Source organism: Mesorhizobium atlanticum (assembly GCF_003289965.1).
In the GTDB taxonomy this organism is placed as follows: domain Bacteria; phylum Pseudomonadota; class Alphaproteobacteria; order Rhizobiales; family Rhizobiaceae; genus Mesorhizobium; species Mesorhizobium atlanticum.
In genome coordinates, this window is the sequence record NZ_QMBQ01000007.1 from 21,638 (window position 1) to 34,407 (window position 12,770).

The 12,770-nt window shown below is 65.0% G+C and carries 10 protein-coding genes; 4 read left to right on the plus strand and 6 right to left on the minus strand.

Annotation, left to right across the window (positions count from 1 at the left end; translation table 11 throughout):
• Positions 1-67: 67 nt before the first annotated feature.
• Together DPM35_RS22700 and DPM35_RS22705 are read left to right on the plus strand one after the other, a co-directional pair.
• Positions 68-1,642, plus strand: coding sequence for an ABC transporter permease (locus DPM35_RS22700; RefSeq protein ID WP_112129478.1), 1,575 nt, complete (start codon positions 68-70; stop codon positions 1,640-1,642).
• The gene (locus DPM35_RS22705) at positions 1,639-2,721 is read left to right on the plus strand and encodes an ABC transporter ATP-binding protein (RefSeq protein ID WP_112129479.1); all 1,083 of its coding nucleotides are present in this window, start codon (positions 1,639-1,641) and stop codon (positions 2,719-2,721) included. Before DPM35_RS22700 ends, DPM35_RS22705 begins: the two co-directional genes overlap by 4 nt.
• A 14-nt stretch (positions 2,722-2,735) precedes the next feature.
• Here DPM35_RS22705 and DPM35_RS22710 read toward each other — a convergent pair whose 3' ends face one another.
• The 5 genes from DPM35_RS22710 to DPM35_RS22730 form a co-directional block, all read right to left on the minus strand.
• A complete protein-coding gene (locus tag DPM35_RS22710; protein WP_112129480.1) occupies positions 2,736-3,536 on the minus strand; it encodes a phosphodiesterase in 801 nt (266 codons plus the stop codon).
• Positions 3,537-3,581: 45 nt separating this feature from the next.
• Positions 3,582-4,688 carry a sn-glycerol-3-phosphate ABC transporter ATP-binding protein UgpC gene (gene ugpC, locus DPM35_RS22715; RefSeq protein ID WP_112129481.1) on the minus strand — a complete coding sequence of 369 codons (1,107 nt, stop codon included), beginning with the start codon at positions 4,686-4,688 and terminating at the stop codon, positions 3,582-3,584.
• A gap of 11 nt (positions 4,689-4,699) precedes the next feature.
• The gene (locus tag DPM35_RS22720; RefSeq protein WP_112129482.1) at positions 4,700-5,614 is read right to left on the minus strand and encodes an ABC transporter permease subunit; all 915 of its coding nucleotides are present in this window, start codon (positions 5,612-5,614) and stop codon (positions 4,700-4,702) included.
• Between the two features lie 8 nt (positions 5,615-5,622).
• The gene (locus DPM35_RS22725) at positions 5,623-6,507 is read right to left on the minus strand and encodes a carbohydrate ABC transporter permease (protein WP_112129483.1); all 885 of its coding nucleotides are present in this window, start codon (positions 6,505-6,507) and stop codon (positions 5,623-5,625) included.
• A 105-nt stretch (positions 6,508-6,612) separates the two neighbouring features.
• Positions 6,613-7,965, minus strand: a complete 1,353-nt coding sequence (locus DPM35_RS22730; RefSeq protein ID WP_112129484.1) for an extracellular solute-binding protein — start codon at positions 7,963-7,965, stop codon at positions 6,613-6,615.
• Between the two features lie 341 nt (positions 7,966-8,306).
• Here DPM35_RS22730 and DPM35_RS22735 point away from each other — a divergent pair, with 341 nt between their 5' ends.
• Together DPM35_RS22735 and DPM35_RS22740 are read left to right on the plus strand one after the other, a co-directional pair.
• Positions 8,307-9,347, plus strand: a complete 1,041-nt coding sequence (locus tag DPM35_RS22735) for an endonuclease/exonuclease/phosphatase family protein (RefSeq protein ID WP_112129485.1) — start codon at positions 8,307-8,309, stop codon at positions 9,345-9,347.
• A 176-nt stretch (positions 9,348-9,523) separates the two neighbouring features.
• A complete protein-coding gene (locus tag DPM35_RS22740; protein ID WP_112129486.1) occupies positions 9,524-12,001 on the plus strand; it encodes a sensor domain-containing diguanylate cyclase in 2,478 nt (825 codons plus the stop codon).
• Positions 12,002-12,068: 67 nt separating this feature from the next.
• Here the strand turns inward: DPM35_RS22740 and tlpA are convergent, their stop codons facing one another.
• On the minus strand, positions 12,069-12,749 hold the full coding sequence (gene tlpA, locus DPM35_RS22745; RefSeq protein ID WP_112129487.1) for a thiol:disulfide interchange protein TlpA: 681 nt from the start codon (positions 12,747-12,749) through the stop codon (positions 12,069-12,071).
• Between the last annotated feature and the right edge of the window lie 21 nt (positions 12,750-12,770).

Below are 12,770 nucleotides of genomic sequence, written 5' to 3' on the forward strand. Positions count from 1 at the left end.
CGATCATCTGCGTTTGCGGCCGCGGCCGCGGTTCATCACGTCGCTTCAAGGCGGCCTATTCCGGCTGATGGCGTCCGCGATCCACCTCACGCCTTCCACGCTGCCGGCGGCCGGGATGAAGAAGCGCCGGGCCATGTCGTGGATCACGCTCGCCGCGGCTTTGATCTCGCTCATCGCGCTGCTGCCTCTCGCCTTTATCGTCTGGATCGCGGTCCAGACCGGCTGGGATACGGTGGTGGCGCTGGTCTTCCGCCCACGCGTCGGCGAACTGCTGGTCAACACCGTGCTCCTCGTCATCATCACCGTGCCGATCGCCATCACGCTGTCGGTGGCGCTGGCCTGGCTGACCGAGCGCAGCGACCTGCCTGGCAATCGGCTGTGGTCGTGGCTGTCGGTGGCGCCGCTCGCCATCCCTGCTTTCGTGCACTCCTATGCCTGGATCAGCTTTGTCCCTGGCCTGCACGGGCTCTGGGCCGGCGTGCTGGTTTCCGTCATCGCCTATTTCCCGTTCCTCTACCTGCCGATCTCCGCGGCATTGCGCCGTCTCGATCCGGCGTTGGAGGATGCGGCGGCGGCGCTTGGCCTTGGCCCCTGGCGGGTTTTCGCGCGCGTCGTGCTGCCGCAGCTGAGGCTCGCCATCTGCGGCGGCTCGCTGTTGGTCGGCCTGCATCTTCTGGCCGAGTACGGCCTCTATGTCTTCATCCGCTTCGACACGTTCACCACCGCGATCGTCGACCAGTTCCAGTCGACCTTCAACGGCCCTGCCGCCAACATGCTGGGCGCTGTGCTGGTGGTCTGCTGCCTTTTCCTGCTGGCTCTCGAGGTGACGATACGCGGCGAGGAGCGCTATGCGCGCGTCGGTTCAGGCGCCGCGCGCAAGCAGCAGCGCGCCCGGCTTGGCCGCGCCACGCCAGCCTGCCTGTTCTTGCCGGCGGCCGTCGCGCTGCTGTCGCTCGGCGTGCCCTTCGTCACTGTCGGCCGCTGGCTGCTGGCGGGAGGCGCCGATGTCTGGCGCTGGGACGAGATCAGCCTGGCGCTCGGCCAGACGCTGTTCCTTGCCATCGTCGGCGCCGTGCTTGCGACGGTTGCCGCCATGCCGATGGCCTGGATCTCGATCCGCGCGCCGGGACGGCTGCAGCGCCTGCTCGAGGGCTGCAACTACATCGTCGGCGCTTTGCCCGGCGTGGTCATTGCGCTGGCCCTGGTGACCATCACCGTGCGCGTCGCGTTGCCGCTCTACCAGACGCTGTTCACCATCCTGTTTGGCTATGCGCTGATGTTCCTGCCGCGCGCGCTGATAAGCCTGCGCGCTTCGATCGCGCAGGCTCCGGTGGAGCTGGAACGCGCCGCTTCCAGCCTCGGCCGGCCGCCGGTCAAGGCACTGTGGGCAACGACCATCCGTCTGTCGGCGCCGGGCGCGGCGGCCGGCATGGCGATGGTGGCGCTCGGCATCACCAATGAGCTTACCGCCACCCAGATGCTGGCGCCCAACGGCACCCGCACCCTGGCAATGGCCTTCTGGTCCTACAGCGGTGAGATCGACTACGCCTCCGCCGCTCCCTACGCGCTGATCATGGTGGCGATGTCGTTGCCGATGACCTGGTGGCTCTACGTCCAGTCGAAGCGGATGGCCGGACGATGAGCTTTCTCGAACTCAGCGATGTCGCCAAGAACTACGGTCCGGTGACGGCGTTGGCCGGCGTCGACCTTCGGGTCGAAAGCGGCAGCCGCACCGCGATCGTTGGACCGTCCGGCTGCGGCAAGACCACCTTGCTCAGGCTGATCGCCGGTTTCGAGGCGCCGGACCGCGGCCGCATCGCGCTTGATGGCAAGGTGCTCGCCAACGGCGGCGCGGCCGTGCCGGCGCATCGCCGCGGCATCGGCGTGGTGGCCCAGGATGGCGCCCTGTTCCCACATCTCAGCATCGCCGACAATATCGGTTTCGGCATCGCGCGGAATGCCGACAAACGGGCCGACCATATCGTCGAGCTCGCCTATATCGTCGGGCTGGACAAGGCTGTCCTGAAGCGCCGGCCGCACGAGCTGTCGGGCGGCCAGCAGCAGCGTGTCGCGCTTGCGCGCGCCATGGCGATGAAGCCGAGGCTGATGCTGCTGGACGAACCCTTCTCGGCGCTCGACACCGGGCTTCGCGCTTCGATGCGCAAGGCGGTCGCCGAGCTTCTTGAAGAGGCGGGCATCACCACCATCCTGGTCACGCACGACCAGGCCGAGGCGCTGTCCTTCGCCAACCAGGTGGCGGTGATGCGCGACGGCCTGTTCTCGCAGGTCGGCACGCCGCGCGAGCTCTATTTCCAGCCCAGGGACAGGATGGTCGCCGAATTCCTCGGCGACGCCATCATCGTGCCCGCCAGGATCGCGGACGGCTTCGCCGTGTCGCGGCTCGGCCGCATCGCCGTCGACACGAAGGAACGGCGCGATGTCGCGCGCATCATGCTGCGGCCCGAGCAGATCCTGCTCAAGCGGACCTCGCGCGAAGGCATGTCGGGCACGCCGGACATGCTGTTCGGCGAGGTGACGGACTGCGAGTTCGCGGGCGCCGTCTGCACCGTGGCGGTACGGCTGCTCAACAGCCCGGATCCGCCGGACGCGGCCGCGATCGGCAACACGCCGCTCACCTTGCGCAGGACAGGCATGGACGCGCCGGAGGTCGGCGAGATCGTGCGGCTGACCGTCACCGGCAAGGCGCACGTCTTTGCTTGAATGCTAGCGTGGCATCAGCGAACTCGTTCGCCGGTGGCCGGCGACCAGAGCGGCCATTGCTCCAGGAAATCGCAGCTGTGGATGACGACGCGGGCGCCGTCGATCAGGATGATCGAATAGGCGGGCGGCGCCTGCTCGACCATCTCGTCGCCGACCACGTCGAGCATGAAGCGGGCATGCAGGCCGCGCTGGACCGAGAACGGAATGCCGGCAACGGTGCCGGCTATATCGCGGTGGACATGGCCGAAGAAGATGTAGCGGACATTGCCGTGACGCGTCAGCACGTCGATGAGCCGTTGCGGCTGCTCGAGGCCGAGCGGGTCGAGCAGCGTTAGCCCGAGCTCGACCGGCGGATGATGCAGGAAGATATAGGCGGCCTTGCCCGCCGCCGCCTCGGCGAGCCTGGCACCGAGCCAGCCAAGCCGCTCGTCGCACAACTCGCCGGTAACGCGGCCTTCCGCCAGGCTGTCGAGGAAAATGAGCCGCCCTTCCGGCGTGTCGAAAACCGACTGTACGAAACCGTTGCCGTCGGTCGCGTTTTCAGGGAAGGCGGCGATGAGGTTGGCGCGCCGGTCATGGTTTCCGGGCAGCAGCCGGTAAGGCACGGTGAGCCGGCTCAGCGCCGCCTTCAGGTCTGCATAGCTCTCGGCCTCGCCGTCATCGGTCAGGTCGCCGGTAAAGACGCAAAGCGTCGCATCGCCGTGGCGCTGATTGATATGGTCGATGCAATGATCGAGCCGCTCATTCAGGTTCGCGCCATATCGTATCTCGCGCAGACGGCCGAGATGGACGTCGGTAACCTGGATGATCTTCATGCCCTGAACTCTCAATCAAATTTTCGCAAAACAGACGGGAAGGGATCACCCTTGGAGCGCCGGCTCCGGCACCGAGACCTTGAACACGTCGAGCCTGCCGCCTGTCTCAGAGGAGAAGAAGTGCAGATCCGCTTCGGCGAACTGCAGGCCGATCGTGCTGCCCGGTTCGGGGTGGACGGTCTCCGACGTCACGACGGAGAACGGCGCGCCGTCAAGATCGACATAGATGACGCGGCCGGCGCCCAATTCCTCGATGAGGTCGACTGTCGCCGCGAGCGCCCCCGGCGTGCCCGGCGCCACCATGCGCACCGACTCCGGCCGGATGCCGACCGCGACTTTCGCGCCCACGGCAAGGCCCGTGCGCGATACGTTGAGCTTGCGGCTGCCGCCGAGCAGCGAAATGCCGTCGAGCGTCACTTCGCCTTCGAGCATGTTCATCGCCGGCGCGCCGACGAAGGTCGCAACGAAGCGGCTTGCCGGCCGGCTGTAGACCTCCGCCGGTGTGCCGACCTGCTCGACGCGGCCGCCATTCATCACCACCAGCCGATCGGCCAGCGTCATTGCCTCGACCTGATCATGCGTGACGAAGACCGACGTCGCGTTGAGCCGCCGGTGCAGCTTGCGGATTTCCGAGCGCATCTGCACGCGCAGCTTGGCGTCGAGGTTGGAAAGCGGTTCGTCGAACAGGAACACTTTCGGCTCGCGGATCATGGCGCGGCCCATGGCGACGCGCTGGCGCTGGCCGCCGGACAGCGCCATCGGCTTGCGGTCGAGCAGGTGCTCCAGTTCCAGGACGCGCGCGACCGCCTGGATGCGCTGGGTCCTCTCTGCCGCCGGAACGCCGGCCACCTTCAGCGAATAGCCGATGTTCTGCGCCACGCTCATATGCGGGTAGAGCGCGTAGTTCTGGAACACCATGGCGCAGCCGCGCTCGCGCGGCTCGAGCTTGTTGACCACCATGCCGTCGATGGCGATCGTGCCGTCGGAAATCTCTTCCAGCCCCGCGATCATTCTGAGCAGCGTGGACTTGCCGCAGCCCGACGGCCCGAGGATGACGACGAATTCGCCCGAGGCGAAGTCGAGGTCGACACCGTGCACGACCTGCGTCTTGGCGTAGTTCTTCTTGACGCCGCGAATGGTGATGGAGGCCATTTCCTGTCTCCTTATTTTTCGGTGGCGATCAGGCCGCGCACGAACCAGCGCTGCATCAGCACAACGACGATCAGCGGCGGCAGCATGACGATCAGCGTGCCGGCCATGGCGATATGCCATTCGGGCGCGCCGCCGACATTGGGGATGAGCTGCTTCAGCTCGGTCACCGCCATCGCATGCGACTGGTCCGTGGTGATGAGCAGCGGCCACAGATACTGGTTCCAGGCCCACAGGAACATGATGGTGCCGAGCGCCGCCATGTTGTTGCGCGACAGCGGCAACAGGATATCGGCAAAGAAGCGCAGCGCGCCGGCGCCGTCCATGCGCGCCGCCTCGGTCAATTCGTCGGGCACGGTCAGGAAGAACTGGCGGTAAAGGAATGTGCCGGTGGCGGTCGCGACCAGCGGCAGGATCAGGCCGCTATAGGAATTGAGCAGCCCCAGGCTGAGCTGGACCTGAACCCCTGACACCTTTTCGATCAGCCAGGAGAGGCCGGTCAGATCCAGGATCGCCTGGTAGGGTTCGAGAACATTGGCGACCACCGCATAGGTCGGCACGATGCGCACTTCGAGCGGCAGCATCAGTGTGATGAAGATCAGCCAGAAGATCAGCATGCGTCCGGGATAGCGGAAATAGACGATCGAGAAGGCGGTGAGCGCCGAGATGATCACTTTGCCGGCGGCGACGCCGAACGCCATGATGAAGGAATTGAGCAGCTTCGGACCGAGATCGGCCGTCGTCCACGCCGTCTGGATGTTGACCCAGAAATCGCTGCCCGGCAGCAGTGACATCGGCACATCGTTGACGTCCTTCAGATTGTGCGAGGCGGCGATGGCCACGATGACGAACGGCGCCACGCAGAATATGAAGCCGGCGAACAGGATCAGATGCGTGAAGAAGTTGAGGATCGGGGTGCGCTCGACCATGGCCCGCCTCAACGATAATGCACGCGCCGCTCGATGAAGCGGAACTGGACGATGGTGAGCGCGATGATCAAGAGCATCAGGATGATGCTCTGCGCGGCGGCGCCCGAATAATCCAGGCCTTTGAAGCCATCGGAATAGATCTTGTAGACCATCAGATTGGTGGCGTTCGCCGGGCCGCCCGCGGTCATGATGTCGACGATGCCGAAGGAGTCCTGGAAACTCTCGGTGATGTTGATGACCAGCAGGAAGAAGATCGTCGGCGTGATCAGCGGGAACTGGATGTCCCGGAAACGCCTGATGACGCCGGACCCGTCCATCGCCGCCGCCTCGATCAGCGAACGTGGGATCGCCTGGAAGGCGGCGAGGAAGAAGATGAAGTTGTAGCCGACATATTTCCAGGAGAAGGCGATGATGACGGACGCCATCGCGTCGGCGCCGTCGAGGCCTGGGTCCCAGAAGCCCGGCCAGAACTTGTTGACGACGGCCATGAAGCCGGCTTCCGGCGCCAGGATGAAGCGGAAGGCCATCGCCAGCGCGGGTGCGGCGATGCCGTAGGGCCAGATCAGCACGACCCGGTAGAGCCGCGAGCCGGCAAGCTGCCGGTCGGTCAGGGCGGCGAGCACCAGCGCGATGACCATCGCCAGACCGGTGCTGATCGCCGCGAAGACAAGGCTGGCGGTGATCGAGTTCCAGTAGTCGGCGTTGGACAGGATCGAACGGAAATTGTCGAGTCCGACCCAGATGTTGCCGCCGCCCCAGGGCTGCTGCAGCGTCAGCGACCAGTAGACCGCCTGGCCGGCAGGCCAGTAGAAGAAGGTGAAGATCAGAAGGAGCTGCGGTACCGCGAACAGGATACCGATCGTCCATCTGCCGAAAGTGACGCGCTTTTCCATCGATCCGCCGATGTCGTTGAACCGCCAGCCCGCTTTCTTGGCGCAAGACTAGATATGAAATGGCCGCCCGTCGAATCCTCGCGGGCGGCCGTTCCTCTATCCGGATCAGGGCAGGGTCTTACCCGGATAGGTCTGCTGGAAGCGCTCGAGGATGGCGTCGCCGTTCTTGACCAGCGCGTCGAGGCCCTCCTGCACGCTGACCTTGTTGGCGAAGATCGCCTGCATCTGCGTGCCGAACTCGGCGCGGATCTGGGTGAAGTTGCCGAGGCGGACGCCGCGGGTGATCTCGGTCGGCTCCGACGCGGTCAGGCTGGCGATGGCCACCTCGCGGCCCTTATAGGGCGCCTTGTCGTAGAAGCCGTTGGACTTCATGAATTCGAAGCCCGACTTCGCCACCGGGATATAGCCGGTGTTGGTCGACCAGAACAAAGCGGTCTTGGGGTCGTGGATGAAGTTGAGGAAGGCGGCCGCGCCCTTGTATTCGGCGTCCGACTTGCCCGACAGCACCCACAGCGAGGCGCCGCCGACCAGGGAGTTCTTGCGCTCGGTGCCGGCATAGACCGGCAGTTCGGCGACATCCCAGTTCATGCCTTCCTTCTGGGTGCGTCCGACCGTGCCGTGGTCGCCGACCGAGGTCAGGATGACCTGGCAGGTGCCGGTGGCGAAGGCCTGCACCATGTCCTGGCCGAGATCCTTCGACTTGATCTTGATCAGGCCGGCGTCATACCACTTCTTGAGATCGGTGACATACTGGACGAACTTGGTCTTGTTGACTTCCAGCCGCGCGTCGAGACCGTCATAGCCGTTGTTCTTGGTGGCGATCGGCTGGTTGTGGATGGCCGAGAACTGCTCCATCAACTGCCAGCTTTCATTGGCCGAGATGTTGATCGCCATCGGGCAATCATAGCCGGCGTCCTTCAGCGCCTTGAGATCGGCGCCGACATCTTCCCAGGTCTTCGGCGCCTCGGTCTTGCCGATCTTGGCGAAGGCGTCCTTGTTCCAGTACATCAGCGCCGTCGACGAGTTGAACGGGAAGGACAGCATCTCGCCCTTCGAGGTCGCGTAATAGCGGGCGATGCCGGGGAAATAGTCGCTGTAGTCGATCTTGTAGCCGTTCTCTTCCATCAGCTTGTCGGCGGGCTTGTAGGCGCCCGACAGCATCATGGTGGCGGTGCCGACGTCATAGACCTGGACGACGGTGGGCTGCTTGCCGGCGCGGAAGGCAGCGATCGTGTTCTGCAGCGTGGCGTCGTAGTTGCCCTGGCTGGTGCAGACGACCTCGTAGTCCTTCTGGGAAGCGTTGAAGTTCTTGCACAGCGTGTCGACGACGCGGGCGAGGTCGCCCGAAAGACCGAACCAGAAATCGAATTTGACCGGCTCTGCAAAAGCAGGAACCGCAAGCGCGGTGCTGAGCGCGCCGGCGGCAAGGGCAGCGAAGCCCCGCTTGATGATCGTCATGGTTTTTCCCTCTTGAGTGGCAGTGTGACAAGGGTTTTGCGCAAGTCCTTGCCCGCTCTCATAGAGAAGGTATGTGACAGTTCTGTTGTGGGCTCGAAGGCCCTGTGGACAGCCAGTCTCTCCTCCCCTGGCAGCGGTCGCGCCGGCATGAAAACGTCACATCGGCGCTCTAGAGCATGATCCCGAAAAGTGGGAACCGGTTTTCGGACAAGATCATGCTCCAACAAAGATTGGATCAGGATGGCGATTCAACCAAACGTCATCCTGACCCAGGAAGCTAGGGCGCCGTTAGGCAGCGAAAAGACCTCTTTGATTAACCGGCTAACTGGATGACAAGAGACATGCTGGTTCCGCAGCTCACGCACGTGCCCGTCGCCGTCCGCAACGCCATGCGGGACGGGCCGCGCGACAGCGCCACCCATCTGCGCCACGCCGCCGCCATTCCCGCACTGGGGGAGATCGAGATTGGCGGCAAGGCCTCGCGTAAAAGCGCCGGCGAGAGCTTGACCGTCATGGCCTGGAACGTCGAGCGGCTGCGTCACGTCGATGCCATCGCCGCAACGATCGCCGGCCAGGCGCCCGATGTCGTGCTGCTGTCCGAGGTCGACAAAGGCATGGCGCGCTCCGGCAACGGCCATCTTTTAAGCCGGCTTGCCGATCGCCTGGGCCATGCTTTCGCCTATGGCGTCGAGTTCCTCGAACTCGGCACCGGAAACGAGGCGGAGCAGGCGGCTAATGGCGGCGCCGAGAATGCCGAGGGCTTCCATGGCAACGCCATAACCAGCGCCGTTCCGCTGCAGCGGCCTTTTCTCATTCGGCTGGACGCCGCCGGCGCATGGTTCCTGCCGGAGCACGGCCAGCCGCGTGTCGGCGGCCGCATGGCGCTCGGAGGCCAGGTGATGGCCGGCGACCGCCGTGTCACCGTCGTTTCGGTGCATCTCGAAAACCGCACCACGCCGGCCGGCCGCGCCGACCAGACCCGCCATCTGCTCGACGCCATCGACAGATATGATGCGGAAGCGCCTGTCCTGATCGGCGGCGACTTCAACACGCTGACCGCCACCTATCCGGAACGCAATGACGACCCGGCCGCATGGCGAAAGCGCATCGCCGCCGAACCGGACCGGCTGATGTGCCCGGATCGCCACGAGCCCCTCTTCGCGATCATGGCCGAACGCGGCTACGACTGGCGCGACGCCAACGCGTTCGACAAGCCGACGCAGCGGCGCGCGGCCGGCGACCTGACGCCCGCCGGCCATATCGACTGGTTCTTCACCCGCGGCCTTTCGGCAAGCGCGCCGGCGACGCTGCCGGCGGTCTTGCCGGACGGCAGCCCGAGCGCCGACCACGAGGCGCTGGTGGTCACCGTGCGACTGAAGTGACGGCCTTTTCGGATTGATACAAGGCCATCGGCGCAATCGATCAAACGCATAACCTCCCTGAGGAATACAACCTGGGAAGCACGCAGGGGTTGCAGGCGGCATAATCGATTCTTCAGGCGTCCGGCCCTACTCAATCCCGTTGCCTTGATTGATGCGGGAAGATCAGGTGAAGCAAGATGCTGACCGTCTATAATTGTATCGTGAACGAGCACGATCTGAGACTGGTCGCACTGGCCGCGCTCATTTGCGGAATTTCCTGTTTCTCCGCCGTCAACCTGCTTCGTCATGTCGTGCAATCGACCAGCCGGAACCGTTATGCGTGGCTGCTGATTGCCGCTGCTTCGACCGGATTTGGCATCTGGGCGACGCATTTCATTGCTATGATTGCCTTCACCCCGGGAATACCCAACGCCTACAACGCGGAGCTGTCGGTCGCTTCGCTGGCGATATCCGTTCTTCTGACGGCCGCCGGCATGTGGATCGCAACCGTCCGCGGCGGCATCGACCACTATCTCGTCGGCGGCGCCGTGCTCGGCATCGGCATCGCGGCGATGCACTATACCGGCATGGCGGCTTTCGAGGTCGAAGGCCGGATCGTCTGGAACCAGCTGCTGGTCGCCGCCTCGCTGGTCTCGGGCATAGTGCTTGCCGCGCTCTCGCTGCTTGTCGTGCTTCGCCGGCCATCGACCCTGGCGACGGTCGCCGGCGCTGTCCTGCTGACGCTGGCGATCTGCACGCTGCATTTCATCGCCATGGCCGCCGTCTCGATCTATCCGGACTCCTCGATCGAGATCTCGATATTCACGATCGCGCCGATGTCGCAGGCCTTCGCCGCCGCCACGGCAAGCCTGATCATCCTGGTGCTGGCCGCCACGGCGCTGTGGATCGATCTGCGCTTCCGCCGGCACAAGATCGAGGCCGAGCGCATGCATGGCCTCGCCAACGCCGCCGTCGAAGGCCTCATCGTCTGCGACGGCAACCGCATCGTCAGCGCCAATGACAGCATCGCGGCGCTGAGCGGCATCGCCTCCGCCACGTTGAACACGATGACGCTGGGCGAATTGTTCGGCGAACGGATTGCCTCCGCCGTCGCTGCCGGCAACGGACAGGCGCAGGAAGCCGATCTCCGCGGCCACGGCGACAACCCGATCCCGGTGGAGCTGATCGCCAGGAACATCGACTATTGCGGCAAGCCGCATCTGGTCGTTGCTGTCCGCGATATCCGCGAACGCAGGAAGGCCGAGCAGGAGATCATGCGGCTTGCGCATTACGACCCGCTCACCGGGCTTGCCAACCGGCGCAGCTTCACCAGCCGCCTGGAAGCCGAGATCGCCGTCTCCGCGGAAGGCGGGAAGGGCAACGGCAAGGGTGGCCAGTTGGCGCTCATGCTGCTCGACCTCGACAGGTTCAAGGAAGTGAACGACCTCTTCGGCCACGCCGCCGGCGACGCCGTGTTGCAGAAGGTGGCGCACTGTGCCTCCAGCGTGCTGCGCCACGGCCAGATGCTGGCCAGGCTCGGCGGCGACGAATTCGCCATCATCGCCCCCAACCTTCCCGATCCGCAGGCGGCCGGCCGTATTGCCGAAGCGGTGCTTTCGGCGCTGCGCCAGGAAAACCGGCTGTCGCCCGGGGGCATGGTATCGGCCAGCATCGGCATCGCGCTCTACCCGCTCGACGCCGACGAACAGGCGGCTCTGGTCAGCCATGCCGACACCGCGCTCTATCGCGCCAAGGCCGAAGGCAAGGATACCTTCCGCTATTTCGAGGCCTCGATGGGAGCGCAGGCGCGCGACCGGCGCATCCTGGAGCAGGACCTGCGCCAGGCCGTGGCGCGCGGCGAATTCCGGCTCGTCTACCAGCCGCAGAAGGAAATCAGCAGCGGCAGGATGATCGGCTTCGAAGCCTTGCTTCGCTGGCAGCATCCCGAACGCGGCGAGGTCCCGCCTTCGGTGTTTATCCCGGTGGCCGAGGATAGCGGTTCGATCGCCCAGATCGGCGAGTGGGTGCTGGCGACCGCCTGCAAGGAAGCCGCAACTTGGAAGAACCCGCTGATGGTCGCCGTCAACGTCTCTGCGGTGCAGCTCCACAATCCCGATTTCAGCCGCAAGGTCCATGAGGTGTTGCTGCGCACCGGCCTGGCGGCGGGCAGGCTCGAGCTCGAGATCACCGAGACGGCGCTGGTGAAGGACATGCCGCGCGCGCTGGCCACCCTGCGCCAGATTAAGGCGCTCGGCGTGCGCGTGGCGATGGACGATTTCGGCACCGGCTATTCCTCGCTGTCCAACCTGCGCGCCTTCCCCTTCGACAAGATCAAGATCGACGGGTCCTTCATCAAGCAGGTCGACAGGAACGATCAGGTCGCGACCATCGTGCGCGCCGTGCTCGGCCTGGGGCGCGGCCTCGGCCTGCCGGTTCTGGCCGAAGGCGTCGAGACGCTCGACGAGCTGCGCTTCCTCGATGCCGAGGATTGCGACATCGGCCAGGGATATTTTCTGGGCAGGCCTGGCCCGATCGAGGCGTTCGGCGAGCTCACCGGTGTTTCCAGTGCCGGTGACGGCGTCAAGGAAGACGACGGGGCAACCGCCAAGGTCGAAAATGTCCGCGGCGGCAGCATCCTGATGCTGCAACCGGCCGCCGCCGCGCGTTCGGTCTAAGCAACTCCAGCAAAAGTGCGTAGCGGTTTTCCGTCTGGAATTGCGTCAATACAAAGAGACTACACGATCACGGCGTTAGCGCCGCTTCCACCAGCCGCTTGGCGTCCGGGCTCGACCATTCGGCCGGACCGTTCATATGCGCGATCAGGCAGCCTTCGCCATCGATCAGCATTGTGACCGGAAGCCCGAGCGCCAGGCCGCGCGTCTTGGCTTCGTTGAACAGCGCAATCGTCGGATCACGATAGAAGCCGAGCGTCTCGACGCCGATCTCCTTGAGGAACTTCTTCGGCTTCGCATCGTCGCCCGTGTCGACATTGACCGCGACGACCTCGAAGGCATTGCTGCCCTTCTCCTTCTGCAGCGCGTCGAGCGCCGGCATCTCGGCCCGGCACGGCGCGCACCACGTCGCCCACAGATTGAGCAGCACTGTCTTGCCGGCATGGTCGGCGATCGTCATCGGCTTGCCGTCGGGCCCGTTGAAGGCAAGAGCTTTCAGCGATTGCGGCGGATCGGCCGGCTGCAGCGCCGCGACCTGGCCGACGGCTTTCGCGGCGACCTGCTTGGCGCGCGCGGCCTTGGTCGCGCAGGCGGCGTCGTCCTTGCCGGCGGTCTCGGCGACCTTCTCCGGAGCGTTGTTGCCAGAACCGCTCTCGCTGACATATACCGCGACCGCGCCGGCCAGCACGCCCGCCACCAGGGCGGCCAGGATGAGGCGCGGGGCCGGGAAGAATCTACTGCCGTCTGCCATTTTCAAAACTGCTCCGGAGCA

Excerpts from the sequence above, each read along its gene's own strand:
- DPM35_RS22700 (WP_112129478.1), top strand. The coding sequence starts at position 68 with ATGGCGTCCGCGATCCACCTCACGCCTTCCACGCTGCCGGCGGCCGGG.
- DPM35_RS22705 (WP_112129479.1), top strand. The coding sequence starts at position 1,639 with ATGAGCTTTCTCGAACTCAGCGATGTCGCCAAGAACTACGGTCCGGTG.
- DPM35_RS22710 (WP_112129480.1), bottom strand. The coding sequence starts at position 3,536 with ATGAAGATCATCCAGGTTACCGACGTCCATCTCGGCCGTCTGCGCGAG.
- ugpC (WP_112129481.1), bottom strand. The coding sequence starts at position 4,688 with ATGGCCTCCATCACCATTCGCGGCGTCAAGAAGAACTACGCCAAGACG.
- DPM35_RS22720 (WP_112129482.1), bottom strand. The coding sequence starts at position 5,614 with ATGGTCGAGCGCACCCCGATCCTCAACTTCTTCACGCATCTGATCCTG.
- DPM35_RS22725 (WP_112129483.1), bottom strand. The coding sequence starts at position 6,507 with ATGGAAAAGCGCGTCACTTTCGGCAGATGGACGATCGGTATCCTGTTC.
- DPM35_RS22730 (WP_112129484.1), bottom strand. The coding sequence starts at position 7,965 with ATGACGATCATCAAGCGGGGCTTCGCTGCCCTTGCCGCCGGCGCGCTC.
- DPM35_RS22735 (WP_112129485.1), top strand. The coding sequence starts at position 8,307 with ATGCTGGTTCCGCAGCTCACGCACGTGCCCGTCGCCGTCCGCAACGCC.
- DPM35_RS22740 (WP_112129486.1), top strand. The coding sequence starts at position 9,524 with ATGCTGACCGTCTATAATTGTATCGTGAACGAGCACGATCTGAGACTG.
- tlpA (WP_112129487.1), bottom strand. The coding sequence starts at position 12,749 with ATGGCAGACGGCAGTAGATTCTTCCCGGCCCCGCGCCTCATCCTGGCC.